This is a genomic window from Myxococcus sp. SDU36 (assembly GCF_030168875.1).
Taxonomy (GTDB): Bacteria; Myxococcota; Myxococcia; order Myxococcales; family Myxococcaceae; genus Myxococcus; species Myxococcus vastator.
Genome location: NZ_CP077414.1, coordinates 3,273,676 through 3,292,045 on the forward strand (window position 1 = coordinate 3,273,676; position 18,370 = coordinate 3,292,045).

The 18,370-nt window shown below is 68.9% G+C and carries 19 protein-coding genes; 2 read left to right on the forward strand and 17 right to left on the reverse strand.

What is annotated here, in order from left to right:
* Positions 1 to 178: 178 nt before the first annotated feature.
* The 16 genes from KGD87_RS12625 to KGD87_RS12700 all read right to left on the reverse strand — a co-directional run bounded on the left by KGD87_RS12625 (position 179) and on the right by KGD87_RS12700 (position 15,181).
* Positions 179 to 925, reverse strand: coding sequence for a hypothetical protein (locus KGD87_RS12625; protein WP_284667690.1), 747 nt, complete (start codon positions 923 to 925; stop codon positions 179 to 181).
* Positions 926 to 1,041: 116 nt separating this feature from the next.
* Positions 1,042 to 1,788 carry a hypothetical protein gene (locus KGD87_RS12630; RefSeq protein ID WP_284667691.1) on the reverse strand — a complete coding sequence of 249 codons (747 nt, stop codon included), beginning with the start codon at positions 1,786 to 1,788 and terminating at the stop codon, positions 1,042 to 1,044.
* Complete coding sequence (locus KGD87_RS12635; RefSeq protein WP_163786284.1) at positions 1,785 to 2,012, reverse strand: hypothetical protein; 228 nt, start codon at positions 2,010 to 2,012, stop codon at positions 1,785 to 1,787. The genes KGD87_RS12630 and KGD87_RS12635 overlap by 4 nt, the downstream gene beginning before the upstream one ends.
* Positions 2,009 to 2,818, reverse strand: a complete 810-nt coding sequence (locus KGD87_RS12640) for a hypothetical protein (protein WP_284667692.1) — start codon at positions 2,816 to 2,818, stop codon at positions 2,009 to 2,011. The genes KGD87_RS12635 and KGD87_RS12640 overlap by 4 nt, the downstream gene beginning before the upstream one ends.
* Positions 2,815 to 3,558, reverse strand: coding sequence for a hypothetical protein (locus KGD87_RS12645; RefSeq protein WP_284667693.1), 744 nt, complete (start codon positions 3,556 to 3,558; stop codon positions 2,815 to 2,817). The genes KGD87_RS12640 and KGD87_RS12645 overlap by 4 nt, the downstream gene beginning before the upstream one ends.
* Positions 3,559 to 3,589: 31 nt before the next feature.
* On the reverse strand, positions 3,590 to 4,783 hold the full coding sequence (locus KGD87_RS12650; RefSeq protein ID WP_284667694.1) for a TadE/TadG family type IV pilus assembly protein: 1,194 nt from the start codon (positions 4,781 to 4,783) through the stop codon (positions 3,590 to 3,592).
* Between the two features lie 8 nt (positions 4,784 to 4,791).
* A complete protein-coding gene (locus KGD87_RS12655; protein ID WP_284667695.1) occupies positions 4,792 to 6,876 on the reverse strand; it encodes a Tad domain-containing protein in 2,085 nt (694 codons plus the stop codon).
* A 21-nt stretch (positions 6,877 to 6,897) separates the two neighbouring features.
* Positions 6,898 to 7,887 (reverse strand): TadE/TadG family type IV pilus assembly protein, encoded by a 990-nt coding sequence (locus tag KGD87_RS12660; RefSeq protein WP_176413068.1) that lies wholly within the window; start codon positions 7,885 to 7,887, stop codon positions 6,898 to 6,900.
* Between the two features lie 97 nt (positions 7,888 to 7,984).
* Complete coding sequence (locus tag KGD87_RS12665; RefSeq protein WP_284667696.1) at positions 7,985 to 9,358, reverse strand: anti-sigma factor family protein; 1,374 nt, start codon at positions 9,356 to 9,358, stop codon at positions 7,985 to 7,987.
* Positions 9,355 to 10,011, reverse strand: coding sequence for an RNA polymerase sigma factor (locus KGD87_RS12670; protein WP_284667697.1), 657 nt, complete (start codon positions 10,009 to 10,011; stop codon positions 9,355 to 9,357). Before KGD87_RS12670 ends, KGD87_RS12665 begins: the two co-directional genes overlap by 4 nt.
* A 58-nt stretch (positions 10,012 to 10,069) precedes the next feature.
* Positions 10,070 to 10,477, reverse strand: coding sequence for a DUF2085 domain-containing protein (locus KGD87_RS12675; RefSeq protein WP_284667698.1), 408 nt, complete (start codon positions 10,475 to 10,477; stop codon positions 10,070 to 10,072).
* Positions 10,446 to 11,498, reverse strand: coding sequence for an ABC transporter ATP-binding protein (locus KGD87_RS12680; protein WP_284667699.1), 1,053 nt, complete (start codon positions 11,496 to 11,498; stop codon positions 10,446 to 10,448). Before KGD87_RS12680 ends, KGD87_RS12675 begins: the two co-directional genes overlap by 32 nt.
* The gene (locus KGD87_RS12685; protein WP_284667700.1) at positions 11,495 to 12,511 is read right to left on the reverse strand and encodes an ABC transporter ATP-binding protein; all 1,017 of its coding nucleotides are present in this window, start codon (positions 12,509 to 12,511) and stop codon (positions 11,495 to 11,497) included. The genes KGD87_RS12680 and KGD87_RS12685 overlap by 4 nt, the downstream gene beginning before the upstream one ends.
* Complete coding sequence (locus KGD87_RS12690) at positions 12,508 to 13,524, reverse strand: GspE/PulE/PilB domain-containing protein (RefSeq protein ID WP_284667701.1); 1,017 nt, start codon at positions 13,522 to 13,524, stop codon at positions 12,508 to 12,510. Before KGD87_RS12690 ends, KGD87_RS12685 begins: the two co-directional genes overlap by 4 nt.
* A gap of 6 nt (positions 13,525 to 13,530) precedes the next feature.
* Positions 13,531 to 14,283 (reverse strand): cyclic di-GMP-binding domain-containing protein, MshE-related, encoded by a 753-nt coding sequence (locus tag KGD87_RS12695; protein ID WP_284667702.1) that lies wholly within the window; start codon positions 14,281 to 14,283, stop codon positions 13,531 to 13,533.
* Positions 14,284 to 14,344: 61 nt separating this feature from the next.
* Positions 14,345 to 15,181 (reverse strand): DUF4292 domain-containing protein, encoded by an 837-nt coding sequence (locus tag KGD87_RS12700; protein ID WP_284667703.1) that lies wholly within the window; start codon positions 15,179 to 15,181, stop codon positions 14,345 to 14,347.
* Positions 15,182 to 15,224: 43 nt separating this feature from the next.
* Here KGD87_RS12700 and KGD87_RS12705 point away from each other — a divergent pair, with 43 nt between their 5' ends.
* On the forward strand, positions 15,225 to 15,947 hold the full coding sequence (locus tag KGD87_RS12705; protein ID WP_284667704.1) for a MotA/TolQ/ExbB proton channel family protein: 723 nt from the start codon (positions 15,225 to 15,227) through the stop codon (positions 15,945 to 15,947).
* Positions 15,948 to 15,965: 18 nt separating this feature from the next.
* Positions 15,966 to 16,418, forward strand: coding sequence for an ExbD/TolR family protein (locus KGD87_RS12710; RefSeq protein WP_284667705.1), 453 nt, complete (start codon positions 15,966 to 15,968; stop codon positions 16,416 to 16,418).
* Between the two features lie 98 nt (positions 16,419 to 16,516).
* On the opposite strand, the gene KGD87_RS12715 is transcribed toward KGD87_RS12710, so the two are convergent.
* Positions 16,517 to 18,361 carry an acyl-CoA dehydrogenase gene (locus tag KGD87_RS12715; protein WP_284667706.1) on the reverse strand — a complete coding sequence of 615 codons (1,845 nt, stop codon included), beginning with the start codon at positions 18,359 to 18,361 and terminating at the stop codon, positions 16,517 to 16,519.
* Positions 18,362 to 18,370 lie beyond the last annotated feature (9 nt).

Below are 18,370 nucleotides of genomic sequence, written 5' to 3' on the forward strand. Positions count from 1 at the left end.
GGAGCCGTTCGGCGGCGACGGTGGAGTCCGAAGTGGAGTCCAGAGCGGGTGTTGGAATACAGTGCAGTGCAATCAGCGGATGGCGCGCGATGTTAGCCGTGCGATACACCGGGTGTCAAAACCACCTCTCGCGACAGCTCCGTATCGCGCGCAATCCGGGGCCTGACGTCGTACCGCGTCAGAGGTCGTCGATGGCGTCGCGGTCCGGTGTCGTCAGGCCGCGGCCCTCGGTGATGCTGTAGATGGCGTACTGCACCACGCCCACGTCGTCGGCGCTGTCAATGCGCTTCCCCTGGAGGAGCCGCAGCAGTTCCTGCAGCGCGTCATCCGACGTGACGGGGCCGACCGCGTAGGTGATGAAGGGGTTGGAGGGGTCCCGCTCCTCGTTCAGGCAGTACATGTAGAGGGGAACGATATAGGCGTTCTCCTCCACCCCGCCGTCCGAGGTACCGGCATCGTCCCGCCCCCCCGGCCCCGGAGGGGTGGGCGGCACGGTGAGGACGGTGCGCTCGATGAGCAGCCCGTTCTGGCCGCGGCCCTCGGAGGTGGACACGACGACGAGCCCTGGAGGGAACACCACCTCCACGGGCGCTCCCGTGTCGTTGCGAAGGGGCACGCAGACGCGGACCGTGGCGCCCGAGCCCTGCGCCTCCACGCTGGCGTTTTCGCATTCGCCGGAGACCTCGTCGGCGCCGCGAAGGGTGCCGGCGAAGCTGACACCCTCGGGGAGGGAGAACGGCGTGCCCTGCGGCGCGCCTTCGTCCTCGCCCAGGCCCGGGCGGAAGACATCCACGCCCGCGTCGAACCCGGTGGGCGGCGGTGGCGGATTGTCGCCGCCTCCACCGTCGTCATCGCCGTCGCATGCCAGTACCCCTGCCCCGACCGCCGCCGCGACAACCATCCACTTCCATGCCGCCTGCGCCATTGCGCGCTCCTTCCCTCACTCCAGGACGTCCCACCGGCCGGGACCGCCGCATCATGAGGTCTGGCGAGACTGGCTGAGTCTCACTGCACCCGCAACCTTGCTGAGCGCATGAGGTGTCAGGGAGTGGGCGGAAACGCGGGCTGCGCGGGCGGCGGAAGGTCCGGGTTGTACAGACCTCGAAGCACCAGCGTCGCCCCCTGGTCGTCCTTGAGGAGCGCCGGCTGGCCCTGGTGGAGCCCCACGAGCCGCACCGAGAAGCCCACGCCATCCGGCGTCACGTGCACCGCGAGCTGCCCCGGGACGAGCGGCTCCGGCACCGCGCTCTCGGAGGGCAGCCAGGCGATCTGTGGGTAGATGGGGAGGAAGGCGCGCGTGTACACCCGGACCTCGCTGGCGCCGGATTGCTGGAGCGCGGTGCGCCACGCGTCCTGCGACCGAGGCGCCTCTCCATGTGACTGGAGCTCGTGCACCATCAGCAGGTGGACGCGCCGGGCCACGCGGAGCAGCTCCAGGTTGGCCGCCACGTCGGAGCGGGACTGCTCCAGCCCTTGCGGACGACCGCCAGCCAGCGTGGACATGACGCCCAGGAGGATGACACCGGAGGCCCAGAGCGGCGCGGACCGGCCCCGCCCCAGCGCCCAGCCCAGGCGCGCCGTGCCCACCACCGCCAGAAGGGAGCCGGCCAGCACCAGCCAGCGCGGTGCCGAGCCCGCGTGGAAGGGCTGACTCAAGGCCCGCGTCAGGTGCGTCCACTCGGGCACGGACGCCACGGCCACGCCCACGGCCAAGGCGATGAACAGGACGGCGTGCACCAGCCGCAGCCCCAGCGGGGACGGCTGCCCCACCTCACTGCCGACCGTCACGGGAACGGCAGGTTCAGCACGAAGTAGAAGGAGTCGTAATAAATCTGGTACGCCTCCATGAACAGGTCGATGACATTGGACTGCCGGTCCTCCGTCCAGCGGACCTTCACCGACGCGCCGATGATGAGCGCGACGACGAGAATCCAGTTCAGGAGCGAGTACTCCAGCATGGCCTGGCCGCGACGGTTACGGGCGCGGGAACGCAGCGTCTTCGGATGGTTCACGGCGTGTCCTCAGAGGTGTCGTGTCCGTGCCCGTCGTCCGCGGCGCCGGGCAGGTCATCGAGTATAGCATCCGCGTACTCCAGCTTGATTTTCGGTGCGTCTGGAGCGGGGATGCGCATGCGGGGTTTGGCGTCGATTCCGTACTCCGCCACTTCCATGGCGTGACCGATGCCGGGAATCTCAATCTTGGCCAGGTTCAGCAGCGGAATCTCACGGCTGAGCCACATCCGCTTGATGACGGTGCTCTTCATGACGACCTCGACGGGGACGGCCGCCACGGTGCCTGCCAGCGTCATCAACCGGGACTCCTTGCCCGAGCGCGTCGTTGGCTTCACGCCCTTGGGCAGCGGCGCTTGCTTCTCTGGCGGCGCGGCCTCGGCCTTCTTCGCGTCCGCCTCCTGCTGCTTGAGCACGTGCTGGAGCGCCTCGTCCGAGTACTCCTGGGGCTTGCCGAAGCCCGTGCCGATGTAGAGGCGGGAGATGGCGTCATAGCGAATCTCGTCGCCCTCCCGGGCCACCAGCATGCGCATCTGCGCGAGCGGCGACTTCATGGCCGGATGGGTTCCGGCCTCCATCTCCACCCACACCGCGTCCCGGCCCTCCTTGTCCTTCTCCTCTCCCACCACCGCCAGGCGCCAGTAGTAGACGCGCAGGCCGCCACCGTTGAAGCGGTACGTCACCCAGTCGCCCAGCCGGGCCGGACGGGCGCCGCGGGACATGTGCTGCACCAGCTCCCGCGCGGGATTCGCCTCCACGCGGACCGGCAACGCCAGCACCAATGCCGCCACCACGAGCAGGGTTCTCACTTCGCGCCCTCCTTCTTCTGGGCCTGGTCCTTCTCGTAGGCCTCGCGGCTCTGGCGCACGGCGTCGTCGTTGGGCACTGCGTCCGGGCGGTCCGAGCCAATCCACATCTGGACCACCGCGGTGATGCCCTCCTCCGCGGGCGACATCGTCGTCACCACCTGCTCACCCTTGCGGGCGTGCTCCATGGTCAGCTGCGTGCCGCCGCCCATCTTGAGCGCGGACTGCCGCACGGGCGCGTAGCCGCGGCGCTCCAGCTCCGCGTTCACCTGCTGTTGCACCTTGGTCAGCTCTCCCGTCACCAGCGTGGTGCGGCTCTGCGAGCCACCCGGGTCATCCCGCGTGGCCAGGTCCTGGCTGTAGAGCGCGCCTTCCAGCGTCACCAGGCCGGGCGCCGGCTTCTTGGGCGGACGCACCCACAAGTCCCGCAGCGCCGTGAAGCCCACCGTCTTGCCCAGGTGCTTGCGCAGCACGACGCCGCGCTGGAGTCCCTCGCGGGTATAGAGCGCCGACACGACGCCCTCGTCCTGCATGTCCCCTTCCACCACGGTGGGGTAGCCCTCCTCCTGCCACTTCCGGGCGAAGTAGGCCGCCACCTTCTCCATGGAGTCCGGCGTCGTGAAGTACGCGAGGCGGTAGTACTCCCCGCCAATGACCAGGTCGTTGCCGATGCGCGTGTGGATGGTGCCCGGATAGATGGGCAGCTCCTGCTCCGCGGCGGCTGGCACGGAGGCCAGCAGCACGCACAGGAGCGCTGTCCGGACGGACCCCACCCTACTCGCAGGGAATCTTGAGGTCTTGCTCGTCATTCCGCGTGGACTCCGGGCGGGCATCCGGGTCGGTCGGGTCATCCGCCATGGCCCGCTTGCACCCCATGTAGAACTCGCCGCGCGCATTGAAGACCTTGATGTAGTTGCTGTTCGCGTACGTCATCTCGTCGCGGAACGGCGCGGTGTCGAAGCAGTTGGGCCGTTCGTGGTCGGTCAGCTCGTTGCCGCGCTTGTGCATGACGTGGAGGCCGCTGCTGGCCTTCGCATCATACTGGGCAAGGCCGGTGCAGTCGCCCTTCTGGGAGTTGCCCACGCCGTAGTTCCGGGACACCACGAAGGTCCCCAGGAAGTTGGGGAGCACCGAGGCGACCACGTCCAGGATGGCGCCGATGCCCAGGCTGTCCAACGTGGAGGCGAAGCCCAGGAACACCATCCGGTCCACCTGGCGGTAGAGCCCGTGTGGCTGGTCGAGGGAACCACCGGTGTGCTGACCGGCGCGGCGGCCACGGATGATGGCGTCACCACCGTCCGGCATGTGCCAGCCGTTGGCGTACATGGAGTACTTCGACTTGAGCCGCAGGCTGCCCAGGTCGCGCCCGCCCATCATGTTCTCTTGGAAGAAGCCGCCGTTGCCACCGCTCTTGTCGAGGTACCGCGTCGGCAGGATGGTGTTCTCGTAGTTCATCTCGACTTCGGATTCGACCCAGCCGCGGTTGTTGAAGCCCCACTGGTTCAAAACCCATCCCATGCCGTTGTTCAAGGGGCTGAGGATGGCGCCCGCCAGGCCGCCTCCTTCGCTGGTGCTCGGGCTGCCGAGCATCCCGCTCTCCAGGAAGGTGATCTCCTTGTTGGTGATGGTCGCCGTCACGTCCGTGTAGCGGGCAATGAAGTTGCCGCCGGTGCCGTTGGGCTCCACCGAGTCCATGTCCCTGAAGCGCTCGACGAACTCCTCGTGGGCCTCCTGGCGGGCGTCCTCGAAGGCATCGTCGTGCCGCCCGTTCGCGAAGTCGGAGAGCGCGTAGCTCGTCATCTCCCAGACGGCGTAGCGCGCCGCCTCCTGGAGCTTGAGCTTCGCCCTCACCAACTCCGTGAGGTACATGCTGAACATCAGAATCATCACGAGGAGCGGCACGGAGAGCGCGAACTCGACCGTGGCGGCACCTCTTGAGCGCGAGCGCATTTGGAGTCGGGCACGCATGGCAGTCCTCAGTGCGTAATGATCTTCGGGGCAATGCCCTGAAGCGGTCCAGGCAGCGCATCCATCATCTCACCAATCTTCGGCAGAGAGTTCCGGCCCTGGAACACGGACGCCAGACGCGGGCGCCAGTAGGGGTTGAAGAAGTTGGGCTGCTCCGCCCAGTTGCCGGGGCGGTGGTAGTAGGACTGGCCGCGGGAGATGACGTTGAGGCCTTCGACCAGACCCAGGAACTTCTTCCGGTTGTTCAGCATCTCCAGGCCGTCCGTGTCCGGGGTGAAGGCGAACTTCACCTTGCCTTCATCGTTGAGCAGCGCGGGCGCGTTGGTGCCGGTGCCGTCCTTGTTCTCCCGGTTCACGACCTGCTCCGGGTCCTTGTTCAGCGCCACCCAGGCGGTGGGCTGGTTGAAGTCCGCCTGGCGCCTGGCGTTCTCGCTCATGGACGCGTTGGCGGTGGGGTTGCACACCGAGCCGAGCTGGCCGGGCTCGAAGTGCATGAACGGCGTCAGGCCGCCCCAGCGGTGGTGGCCGTCCTGAACCGGCCGCACGTTGGCCGCGAAGACGTCCGTCCGGGCCCAGCACACGAACGCGAGCTCCAGCACGCAGATGCGCGAGCGGTGCAGCCCCACGTCACGCTCGGGGCCACCCGGCCGCATGTGGCCAGACCAGTGCTCCGGGTTGCTCGGGTAGTTGACGCGCCAGTGCATGCCGCCCCGGTGACGACCGCTGTCGGTGTCGTTGAGCGCCCAGATGCTCGTCTTCGTCATGTGCTTGTACGGCAGCTTGGACCTGCTGTTGTCCCCCTTGCCCTTGCGGTTGTCGCCGAAGCACTTCCAGTAGTCGTCGTTCTTGGTGCACGACACCGGGTTGTCCGCCTTGCCCACGCCCACGTCGATCTCCGGCGGGCCGAACTTGAGCCAGTACGGGTCATCTGAACCGATGTTGTCGCCCTGAGCCGTCATGCCCCAGGGGTTCAGGTTGTCGTTCCAGTCACGGATGTAGTTGCGGCCTTCCTGTCCGGGACCGCGGCCGGCGCGGACCGCGTTGGCGTTGGGGAAGCCCGTGGAGAGCATGCGCGTCTGGCCAATCTTGCCGAACTCGAAGATGCCTGGGATGTCGACGCCGCCGTTGAAGAAGTCCGCCATGAAGCCGAGCATGTCCGGCAGCGGCAGCAGGTCACCCATGCGGCGGCTGGTGATGAACTCCTCGGGGCACACGCCGCTCGTAGCGTCACATCCGTAGCGCGTGGCGTTCGTGATGCCACCCATGGAGCGCTTGGCGCGGGCGATGGGGTCGTTGGCGGCCTTCTTCGTCACGTCCAGCGCGCCGAACGGGTTCTTCCACGTGTTCGGCGCCAGCGGCTTGCCACCCGCGTGCGGGCTGTGCGCCTGGCTGAAGAGGCACTGGCTGTAGAGGCCCGTCGCCAGCTGGCTGGCCAGCGAGGAGATGTTGCTGTCGTTGTCGTCGATGACCGTCTGCGTGGTCTGCGTCACGTGCGTGGACGCGGACATCATCACCGCCTGCGACGCGAAGTACATCACCCCGTTCATCACCCGGTGCGCGGGGATGATCCACTCACCGATGATCCGGTCCGGATTCAGCCTGGTGATGACCTGCTGGATGGGTCTGAGGAAGTAGTTCCGGTACGCGGTCATGATCCGGCCAATGGCCTTGATGACCGCGCTCACGTACGGAATGACGTTTTCCAGAATGGGACAGGCGATCTTCCAGAAGACGTTGTTCGTCTTGCCCGCGCAGGGATTCAACGTGCGCATGAAGCCGTAGATGTCCGTGAGGAACGCCTCGGCGGAGTAGATGAGTGACAGCAGCGACTGCCACATCATCGCCGACACGTAGTGCGACACCTGCGTTCGGTTGGCGTACGCGTAGAAGTTGAACGCGCGCGCCTCCATGGCGGCCATGGAGTATGACGCGGAGTCCGCCGTGTTCTGCAGGCGGATGCGCTCATGCACCGTGTGACCGATGTTGACCGTGGTCAACACGGCGATGGACATGATCAACACCATCAAGGCGGCCAGTACCAAGGCCTGGCCTTCCTGGCGGCGGAAACTCTGTCGGAGGGTCCGGGTGAACATGGGTCGGGAGTCCTCTTCCTCTTACAAACCCCAGTCGGGGTTCAGGTGCATGATCCACTTGCGGTGGAAGTTGGACTGCATGCGCATGCTGTACGTGGCCGTTAGCGGCATGAAGTACCGCTTGCCAGCCAGGTCGGAAACGAGCGGGATGCTGCCGTTGGCCAGCATCCAGAGCACGGTCATTTCAAGCGGATAGACGGAGTCATACCCCATCTCGTGCTCGATGCCGCGGGCGCCAGCGAGCAACGGGTTGAGGTTGCCACGCTGGTTCATCATGTTCGCGCGCGGATCCACCGTGCCGCGGTCAATGGCGCCTCGCAGCGCCATGCCCGCGTTCGAGGCGAACCAGGAGTAGAAGATGATGGAGTTCGCGAACGGGACGCGCAGCTGGTACCAGTAGCGCAGGCGGATGGTCAGCCGCGTGGACTTGCGGAACACCAGCTCCGCGTCGTCGGGCTCCGGCAGGTTGAAGAACTTGCGGATGTGGTTCTCCAACGACGGGACCTCCGGGAAGGAGTCCGCACCGTCGAAGTCCAGCTCCTCCCAGTTGTAGCCGCTGCGCAGCTTCCACATCGAATCAATGGGCGTGAAGTACGCGGGGCTGATGGTGTCCACCCGGATGACGCCGAACAGGTTGGACCCGTTGACCGTCCGGGGCACGCGGCCGCCGCCGAAGTTCAGCATGCGCATGCCAGAGTCGTAGAGCTGGTGGAGGACGAACGTCTTCCCCAACTCGACGATGTCGTCGGTACGCCCCATGGTGGGAAGCAGCGCCACGATGGCCGCGTCATGCATGCGCTCGTTGTTGCCGTTCCATACGATGCCGGCACGCGCGGCCTGATAGGCGGCGTACTCCGTCATCAGCTTCGCGTGCTGCATCATCGTGAGCTGGATGATCCCCAGCGTCATGAAGACGGTGAGCGGCATGATCATCGCCGCTTCCACCGCGGCCTGACCCGACTGCCGGCGAGACGCCCCCCGCGCCCGCGGTTCCTGTGCTTCCTGTCCCATGAAACCATTATCCAGGGACAGGTCGCAGAAGCGCATCGGTCAAATGGACAGACCTGTGCCTACGTTTCCCTCCCAGTGGATGAGAAAATACTCCCCGCTATTTCGCGGGTTTAGCGGGCAGATCATTGACCGATGACTCGCGATCCACCCGCCGGCGCGCCGATCTGGCGGCATCCGAGGCGGGCGCTTCTTGTATCACGCGCTTGCAAGCCTCGAGTCCTTCGGCCCGCCTCCCCAGGGCGAACTCGAACTCACACAGCTGGTTCAGAAGCGTCCAGCGCTCCTTTCCAGTGGCCCCCGAGGCCAGCGCCGCGCGGATCAGCCCGGCCGCCCGGGCCCCCTCCCCCGCGTCGAACGCCGCCCGCGCCTGGCGCGACAACTCCGCGACGGTGGCGCGCGCCATGGGGGGCGGTGGAGGCGCCGCGGCGGTGGGCGCGGCTTTCTTGGCGGCCGGTGCCGGCGCCGGGCGCTGAGGCTCGGCGTTGCCCGGGGCGGCCTCTCCCGGGGCGCCCTTGGACTCCGACACGTCCAGTTCGTCATCGTAGGCGGCGCCCCGTGCCGCTGGCGACGTGGACCCCAGGCGCAGTGAGTCGCGCGGGGGGACGGACCAGGGTGCCTGCGAGTCCGCGACGCGCCGCTCCTGCTGACCGAAGGCCTCGTCCCGGTCCGCCGGTGGTGTCTGCAGGTCCTTGGATTCGCTCGCGACTTCGGACTCCTCGTCCAGCGACGACGGCGCCCCTTCCAGCGCCATGGGCGCGGGCTCCAGCGCGGCCTGCGTGTCGGCCTTGGGTGCGCGAGCAGCGGCGGGCGGCCCGCGCTTCGCCTTGCTCGCGCTCTCACGCCGGCTCCGCATGTCGAGCCCGCCGCCACTGCCCGCGTTGGCCCAGTCCTCCGCGAGCCGCCGCTGCTCCCGCGACTGCTCGGCCACCTTCGAATTCTCTGGCGCGGCCACTTCCCGGGCGGCGTACCCCGTCGCTTCCGGCGCGGCGGGCACCATCGGCGCCGCCGCGGGCGCCGGAGCCGCCGCGACCGGCGCGAAACCATCAGCGGACGGCGGGGCCACCCGCTCTTCCTTCGCGACCGCGACCTTCGCCACGCTCAAGTCAGGCCGCGTGAGCTCGGGCGACCGGGCCTGGTGCGTCAGGATGCCAAAGGTGCTCACGGAGGCCAGGCCCACCACGGGCAAGAACCACCGGCGCCAGCGGGACGGCTTCGGCTCGGGGCCCGCGGCGGCGCGGCGCGCGGCCTGCTGGGCATAGGCCATCAGCGACTCCAGCCCCGCGTCCGGAGCGAGCTCCCCCGACAGCTGGGACATGGTGGCGCGCACCCCGCGAATGTCGTCCAGGGCCTGGGTGCAGCGGGAACAGCCCTCCAAGTGGGCTTCAACGAGGCGGGCCTCGGACACCGGCAGTTCGCCATAGGCGAAGTCGAGCAGCCGGTCCTCCTGCGCATGCGGATGCTGTGGCTTCATCCCACCACCGTCCTTCCGTCCTCGGCGAGGTCGCCGTCGACGCCCATCTCCGCCAGCCGGCGGCGAAGCCCGTCGAGCGCGTAGCGCATGCGGCTCTTCACCGTGTTCTCGGACACTCCCGTCACCTCCGCGATGTCCTTGAAGGGGATGCCGCTGTACTCGCGCAGGGTGAAGACCTCACGTTGCTCGTCCGGGAGCGTGGCCAAAGCTCGCTCCAACATGGGACGCAGCCGGGCGTTGTAGGCGCCGCGCTCCGGGCTGGCCCCCGCGTCCGGCAGGCCCTCCCCCAGGGGACGCGACTCGTCCCGCTCCGCTCCCGGGGCGGGTGCCTCCAGGGAAGACGCCTGGCGGTAGCTCTCTTTGCGCGCGCTGTCCACGCAGAGGTTCCTCGCAATCGTGTAGAGCCAGGTCGTGAACTTCGCCTTGGGCGTGTAGTCGCCGGCGCTCCGAACCACCTTCAGCCACGTATCCTGCAGCACGTCCTCCGCCCGTGCCCGGTGCCCCGTGAAGCGGAAGATGAAGTTGAACACCGGCGTCCGGTGCTTGCGCACCAGCGCCTCGAACGCGCGCGCGTCCCCCGCCTGGAAGGCGAGCATCAGCCGCTCGTCTGAGGTTTCCGGTCCCAACACTCCCCCAACGCTCCTTGGAGCCATCCTCACCCGGCCCACTCCACCACCCGTGCATACTTAACGGGCGACGGGCCCCCAGGGTCTATCCCGGGCGCGGTCTCTGGTAAGTGGCGAGAATGACAGGGACGGCCACCGCTGTCACGAGCGCGCCCTGCGCCAGGAGCACCGCCGGCAAGGGCTGCTGCAGGTGGACGTACAGGGAGCAGCCGAGCGCCGCCCCCAGCAACACGCCCGTCAGCGTGCGGACCGCGTTGCTTCCGGACGCCGGCCGGAAGCGGCCCACCGCCCAGTCCGCCAGCGCGGGAACGGTGAGCCCCAGGACGACGGGCACGTCCAGCGCCCAGCGCAGCGGGGCGCGCACGGCGAACAGGGACACCAGCACCGCCAGCAGCACCGGATAGGTCCCCAGGCAGCGCGCGCACACGCGCACGCCGCCGAACAGGTAGGTGCGGTTGTACTCATCCGGATGATGATGGCTGAGCCAGAACACCGGGACTTCCTCCAGAAGGGGCTGCGGCCGGGGCCTCACGCGCGCCGGCCTCCGCCAGGAAACACGCGGCGAAGTGACCACCGCCCAGCGCGTAGGACGGGGGCGACTCGCGCCGGCACCGCTCCATGGCATGCGGACAGCGCGGATGGAAGGTGCAACCGGGGGGCGGCGCCAGGGGCGATGGCGGCTCGCCCGGCACCAGCAGGCGCGTCCGGGCGTGGCCCGGGTCCGGGACGGGCACCGCGGACAGCAGCGCCTGGGTGTACGGGTGGCGCGGCTGCCGGTAGAGCGACGCGGCTGGGGCCAGCTCCACGATGCGGCCCAGGTACATGACGGCCACCCGGGTGGACACGTATTCGACGATGTTCAGGTCGTGGGCGATGAAGACGTAGGTGAGGCCCCGCGCCTGCTGGAGCTCCACCAGCAGGTTGACGATTTGCGCCTGCACGGAAACGTCCAGCGCGCTGATGGGCTCGTCGGCCACCACCAGGTCGGGCCGCAGCGCCAACGCTCGCGCGATGCCAATGCGCTGCCGCTGCCCGCCGGAGAACTCATGGGGGTAGCGCGCCAGGGCCTCGCGCGGCAGCCCCATGGCGTCCACCAACTGCGCCACCTCGCGCTCCCGCTCCCCCGGCCCTCGGGCCAGCCCGTGGATGGCGAAGGGCTCCTCCAGAATCTCCCGGACCGTCATCCGGGGATTGAGCGAGGCATACGGGTCCTGGAAGACGAACTGCATCCGCTGGCGCAGCGGGCGCAGCCGACGCTGGGACAGCCCGGTGAGCTCCAGCCCGTCGAAGCGGACGGAGCCCGCCGTGGGCTCCACCAGCCGCAGCACCGCGCGCCCCAGGGAGCTCTTCCCGCAGCCACTCTCCCCCACCAGCCCCAGCGTCTCACCGCGCATGACGTCGAAGTCCACGCCGTCCACGGCCTTCACCGCGCCGCGCACCCGGCCGAGCACGCCGGCGCGCACCGGGAAGTGCACCTGGAGGTCGCGGACCTGGAGCAGCGGCGTGGAGCTCATGGCGCGGGTACCGGGTTGTGACAGGCCGTCCACTGCCCTTCCCTGGGCGACGTCAGCGAGGGCTTCACGTGCGCGCAGACGTCCAACGCGCGTTCACAGCGCTCCCGGAACGCACAGCCGGCGGGCAGCTGCCGCAGCGGCGGCACCCTGCCGGGGATGGCCCGCAGCCGCGCCCGGGAAGCTGGAGCGCCGCCCACGTCGCGCCGGGATGGCATCGAGCGCAGCAGCCCCGCGGTGTACGGGTGCGCGGGCCAGGCGAACAGCGCGCTCACCGGGGCGCGCTCCACCACCCGGCCCGCGTACATCACCACCACCGCGTCGCAGCTCTCCGCCACCACACCCAGGTCGTGCGTAATCAGCAGCACCGCCATGCCCCGCTCCGCCTGGAGCCGCGCGAGCAGGTCCAGAATCTGCGCCTGGATGGTGACGTCCAGCGCGGTGGTGGGCTCGTCCGCGATGAGCAAGGCCGGGTCACACGCGAGCGCCATCGCCATCATCACCCGCTGCCGCATGCCTCCGGAGAGCTGGTGGGGATACGCGTCCACGCGCTCGGCCGGCGCGGGGATGCCCACCTGCCGCAGCATCTCCACGGCCTTGTCCCGGGCTTGCGCGCGCGAGGCGCCCAGGTGCAGCCGGACGCCCTCCGCAACCTGCTCGCCCACGGTGAACACCGGGTTGAGCGACGTCATCGGCTCCTGGAAGATCATCGCCGCGTGCCGGCCGCGCACCCGGCGCAGCTCGGCCTCCGGCAGCGTCAGCAAGTCCCGGCCCTGGAAGCGCACCTCCCCGCCCACCACGCGCACCGGCGGCTCGGGCGCCAGCCGCAGCAGGGACAGCGCCGTGAGGCTCTTGCCACACCCGCTCTCCCCCACCACCCCCAGCGTTCCACCCGGAGGCAGCGCGAAGGACACGTCGTCCACCGCGCGCACCGGCCCCGCTTCCAGCGCCAGCTCCGTGGTCAGCCCGCGGACGTCGAGCAACAGCGCCTGCCCCGCGGGCGTGGCGGCCGTCACTTCTGGGCCAGCTCCTCCAGGAACTCCCCTTCCTGGATGACGCCCTTGCGGATGAGCAGGCGGATGAGGCTGGCCACCATGCGCGCCGGCTTCACCTTCTCCGTGTCCAGCGAGGCGTCCTCTCCGCGGGAGATGCGCTCGATGTCGTCCAGGATGGACAGGTCCTCGTCGGAGAACTGAGGCGTGGGCGTGAGCGGCACCGAGGGACGCGAGCCCTGCGCCGCACCGCCGAACACCACCACCGGCACGCGCGGCCGGCCCCCCGCTCCGTCCGCCTCCGCGTCGGGAGGCGGCGGCGGCGGCGGCCGCGCCGGGGCCGAGGACTTCCGGCCCAGCAGGTCATCCAGCGCGTCCACGCTGGCCTCGCTGTCGGTGGCTTCTGGCGGCGGCGGCGGGGGCGAGGCCGAGCCTCGGTGCGAGGGGGGACGGGCAGCGGGCGGCGGAGAAGGCGGTACGGGTTTGGACACGGGCTTCGGAGCCTCCGGGAAATCCCATTCGAGCGGCGCGCCAGCGGCCACGGGCGGAGGCGGCGCACCGTCCTCGTCCTCCAGGGCCACGGCTTCCACGATGTCCAGCGGCTCGCCCCGGGCCCGCGCCAGCGCGGCGTCCAGGTCGTCCGAAGCCGCCACGAAGACGCGCATCTGCTTGCGGAGCTGGAAGCGCAGCTCGTCCACGAGCGTCACGTCCGCCGGGTCATCCACCGCGACGAGGATGCGCTCGCTGCGGCCTTCCACTTCCATCCGGAACGGCACGATGCGGTGCTCGGACTGGAAGTCCACGGACACCAGACTCACGACGTTCGCCGGAATCTCCTCCGGCAACGCCACGAAGGGCAGCGCGTGCTGGGCGGACAGGGCCTGCGCGATGTGCGTGGGCGTGCAAAGCCCTTGCGCCACCAGCACCTCACCCAGGCGCTGGCCGCCGAATGCACCCCGACGTCCCAATGCCACGCGGACCTGCTCCTCCGTCACGACGCCGGCCTCGACGAGCAGCTCACCAATCTTCTTGCGCATGGGGGACTACCGCTTGACCTTCGCGAGGTACTCCTCGCGGCTGAACACACCCTTCTCGATGAGCAGCTCGACCATCGCCTTGAGGGCGGCGACTTCCTTGCGCTGCACTTCTTCCACGTTGCGAAGCAGCTCCGCGGGGCTGCCGGAGGTCGCGGGACGGGCGGAGGGAGCCTCGGGCGGAGGGGGGGGACGGGCCGGAGCTGGCGCGGCGCGCGGCGCGGGCGCCACGGCCGCGGCTTCCAGGTCCTTGAGGTTCTTGACCACCGTGCGGCCCTGGGCGTCCACCACCTTGAAGTTGGTGTCCGCGTCCTCCAGCTCGTGGTTCTGTTCGTAGATGCGCGCGAAGGCCCGGGCAATGGAGGTCCGGCCCGCCACGTTGGGGATGATGCGGCACTTGGTGACGGCGCGAAGCTCGTCCAGCATGCGCATGTTGAGCGGATCGGCCATCGCCACCACCAGCGACTTGCCGTCATCCCGCAACTGCAGCGGCAGCACGGAGAAGTCCCGCGCCGTCTGCGCGGGAATCTTCGCCTTCACGTGCGCCTGCACCATCTGCACCGCATCCAGGTTCACCGCCGGCATTCCCAGTTGCTTGGACAGGGCGCGCACCAGGATGTCCTCGGAGACGAGGCTCATCCTGACCAGGATCTCGCCCAGCTTGCCGCCCCACTTCGCCTGCTCGGCGAGCGCGGACTTCAGCTGGCTCTCCTGAAGCACGTTCGCCTTGATCAGCAATTCACCAAGCTTGATCTGTGCCATGTCGTGGCACGCACTCTAGACTGTCTCGGCAGCGTGCGCCCCTTCTTCCGCGCCTGCCCGGTCAGGAACCTGGTGCCAGGGGCGCGGACGACCCGGAGGCGGGCGCCCCGGCGGGCAGCTCCCGGCCGGCGGCATCCACCTCCACCACCCGGGCCCCCTCGGGGGGAACCAACTCGTAGAGTGTGAGGTCCGGCCGCGCGTTGAGTTTGATCTGCTGGTAGCGGACCTGGAGCTTCGTCTTCGCCTGCTTCGCCTCCAGCGACACGCGGCCCGGGAAGAGGAGCCCGCCCTGCTCCAGGAAGTCGTCGAAGCCCAGGTCATACCCCGGGATGCCTCGCACCTGGCTCTTCATGATGCGCAGGTGCCTGGTGTGAACATCGAGGACCTGCGTCGCCTGGCCCTGGTGGAGCGTCAGCACGTAGACGCCCTTCTCGCGGTCCAGCGCCAGCGTCATCCGCTCCGGAGGGATGAGCGGCACCTGCCCGAGCATGATGGGCACCAGCTCCTCGCCCGGCAGCATCACGGGCAGGAAGCGGGACACGTTGGCGGGGCTGGCGGGGCCCTGGTACCAGGTATTGGTATCCGCCTGATACAGCCCGAAGCGCTGTCCGTCGGACACCAGGGAGGCGAGCGGCCGGTTGAAGAAGTCGAACGTCTCCAGGTGCAGCATGGCCGGCCGGGTGACGGCGACGAACATGCTCAGCGTGCCGCTCTGCTCTGGCAGCTCGGCGCGCAGCTTCGCGTCGCCCTCCAGCGTGACGACGTTCTCCTGGTTCTTCACGACGCGCTGATAGACGGCGTCCGCATCCGTGAGCTCTCCCTCGGGGCCGAACTCGATTCGCTTGGGACAGCCAGAACAGAGCACTACCAGGAAGATTGCGGCGGCTGCGCGGTTCATATGTCCTAGTCTGGGCCATGCCGCCCTGCCCGGTCACCCACCAATGAGCCTGAACGACATCCTCCATTACCTCCGCCTGGGTGGCGTCACCCTCGCCCTGCTCATCTTCGCCTCGGTCGCGGCGCTGATTGTCGCCGTCGAGCGCATCATCGCGCTCTGGGGCGTGGGCGAACGTTCACGCGCCTTGGGTGAGACAGTGAACAAACACCTGCTGCGCGGGGACGTCCTCGCAGCCCGCACCGCCGCCGAGCGCTCCGACGCGGTGGCCGCCGACATCTTCCTGGCCGGGTTCGACCGGATGGAGCGCAGCCGCACCGCCGGGGGCGCCGGAATCGAGGCCGCGGTGGAGCGCGAGCGCGCCCAGGTGGCCCTCAAGCTGCGCCGCTACCTGTGGATCCTGGCCACCATCGGCTCGATTACGCCCTTCGTGGGCCTCTTCGGCACCGTGGCCGGCATCATGCGCTCCTTCAAGGACCTGGGCCTGGACGTGGAGGCCGGCGGCACCGGCGGCAGCGCGGCGGTGATGACGGGCATCTCCGAGGCCCTGGTCGCCACCGCGGTGGGCATCCTGGTCGCCGTGCAGGCGATGGTCTTCTACAACTACTTCCAGGCCCGCCTGTCCCGCGTGCTGGTGGAGCTGCGCCTGATTGGCGACGAGTTCGTCGAGCTGCTCAAGGAGCGGGCCGCCGGCCTGCCGCCGTCCGAGCCCATGACCCCCGAACCGCAGGCCGCCCCCGCCACGCGCACGGACGCGCAGCCCGCCTAGGCCGGAGGAGAACACACCATGGCCATGGGAAAGACTCCGGGCAGCGACGACGGCTCCGAGGACGGCGTCTTCGCGGAAATCAACATCACCCCGCTCACCGACATCTTCCTGGTGCTGCTCATCATCTTCATGGTGACCAGCTCCGTCATCGTGCAGCAGGGGCCGGGTGGCGGCGCCAAGGCGGGCCTCAAGGTGAACCTGCCCAAGGGCGGCGCCGCGGACGTCACCGCGAGAACGACGGACCTGTCGGTGGCGGTGCTCGCGGACGGGCGCTTCATGCTGGCCGGCAACGTCGTCTCCCAGGACGAGCTGCGGCAGGCCTTCGACGACGCCAGGCAGAAGGACGAGGAGACGGTGGTCATCGTCCAGGCCGACGAGGGCGTGCCCCACGGCACCGTGGTGCTGGTGATGGAGCTGGCCAAGAAGGCCGGGCTCGCGCAGCTCGCCATCGGCGTGCGCGAAGGCGAATAGGCAACGCCCCTGGCTGGAAACACCAAGGCCCCCCAGGGCAGCGAGCCCGGGTGGCCGTGGTGCTTCAGGCGCCCCGCCTTTTCAGCGAGGCGCGCGACTCACACGGACGCGAAGGCGGCGTCCGAGATGTCCATGGGCGAGGTGTCCTCGGTGGTGAGCATCTTCGCCGCCTGCTCCACGTTGGGCAGCACGTTCCGCGCGTACCAGAGGGCGCTGTACTTCTTGCCCTCGTAGAAGGCGTGGTCCGGGTGGTCGGCGGAGACGGAGGCCTTCGCCTTCTCCGCGATGAGGGCCGCGTCCAGCAGCAGCCAGCCCACGGCGACCTCGGACATCATGTCGAGGAAGCGGTTGGCGGACAGCGGAATCAGCGGGAACTTGCTCCCGTCCTGCGACCAGCCGAACACCACCATGGCGCTGGCCATCAGGGCCTCCTGCGCCGCGGCCAGGGACTTCACGGCCTCGCCGTAGACGGCGTGCTCGCGGTGGGCCTCGATGAAGGAGCCCACGTCGCCCATGAACTGCTGGAAGTGCATGCCACCCGCCTGGCCCATCTTCCGGCCCACCAGGTCCATGGCCTGGATGTGGGTGGTGCCCTCGTAGATGGAGAAGATCTTCGAGTCGCGGGTGTACTGCTCCACCGGGTAGTCCTGGATGTAGCCGGCGCCGCCGTAGATCTGGATGGCCTGCGCGCACAGGCGGAACGCCTGCTCGGAGCTGTAGGCCTTCACCAGCGGGGTGAGTAGCTCCACCTGGCCCTTGTGATAGGTGGCCGCGTCGTCGTCCTTGCCGGCCAGCTGGCGCGCCTTGTCCAGGTGCATGGCCAGCTTGATGATGAGCGAGCGGATGCCCTCCACGTGCGCCTTGATGTCCAGCAGCATGCGGCGGACGTCCGGGTGCTCGATGATGGCGGCGCGGGGCGCGGTGGGGTCCTTCCACTTGGTGAAGTGGGAGCCCTGCTTGCGGTCCTTCGCGTAGTCCAGCGCGTTGTAGTACGCGGCGGACGCCAGGCCGATGCCCTGGATGCCCACGGCGATGCGCGCGCCGTTCATCATCTTGAACATCTGGCTCATGCCGACATGCTCGACGGTGCCCACGAGCTCGCCGACACAGTTGTCGTTCTCACCGAAGTTGATGACACAGGTGGCCGAGCCGTTGATGCCCATCTTGTGCTCGATGGAGCCCACGCCCACGTCGTTGGGCTGGCCCGAGCTGCCGTCCGCGTTGATGCGCAGCTTGGGGACGATGAACAGCGACAGGCCCTTGGTGCCCGGCGACGCGCCGTCAATGCGCGCGAGCACGAGGTGGATGATGTTCTCCGCCATGTCGTGGTCGCCGCCGGAGATGAAGATCTTCGTCCCGCGGATGTTGTAGGTGCCGTCGCCGTTGCGGCGGGCCGTCGACTTGGCCGCGCCCACGTCGGAGCCGGCGTGCGGCTCGGTGAGGCACATGGTGCCGCCCCACGTGCCGTTGAGCATGCGCTCCACGAACTGCTTCTGCTGCGCGGGCGTGCCACACTCCGCGACCACTTCCGCCGCGCCGAAGGCCAGGCCCGGGTACATGTTGAACGCCGAGTTGGCGCCCGACAGCAGCTCCTCCACCGTCACCTGGAGCATCATCGGCGAGCCCTGGCCGCCGTGCTCCGGGCTCACGCCCACCGTCTTGAAGCCCTGCTCGTAGAGCTTCTTCCACGCGTCCTTGAAGCCCGTCGGCGTGAAGACGGCGCCGTTCTCCACCCGGCAACCCTCCCGGTCGCCCACCGAGTTGAGAGGCCCGAGCACCTCGCGCGCGAAGCGGTACGTCTCCGTCAGCACCGCCTTCGCTTCGTCCGGACCCCAGGCATCGAACGGTGCCTGGCCGGCCACCTGGCCGAAGCCGAACTGCTCGAACAGCGTGAAGAAGATCTCTCGAAGGTCGGTCTTGTAGGTGTTGATCCCGGCGGACATGGCCACTCC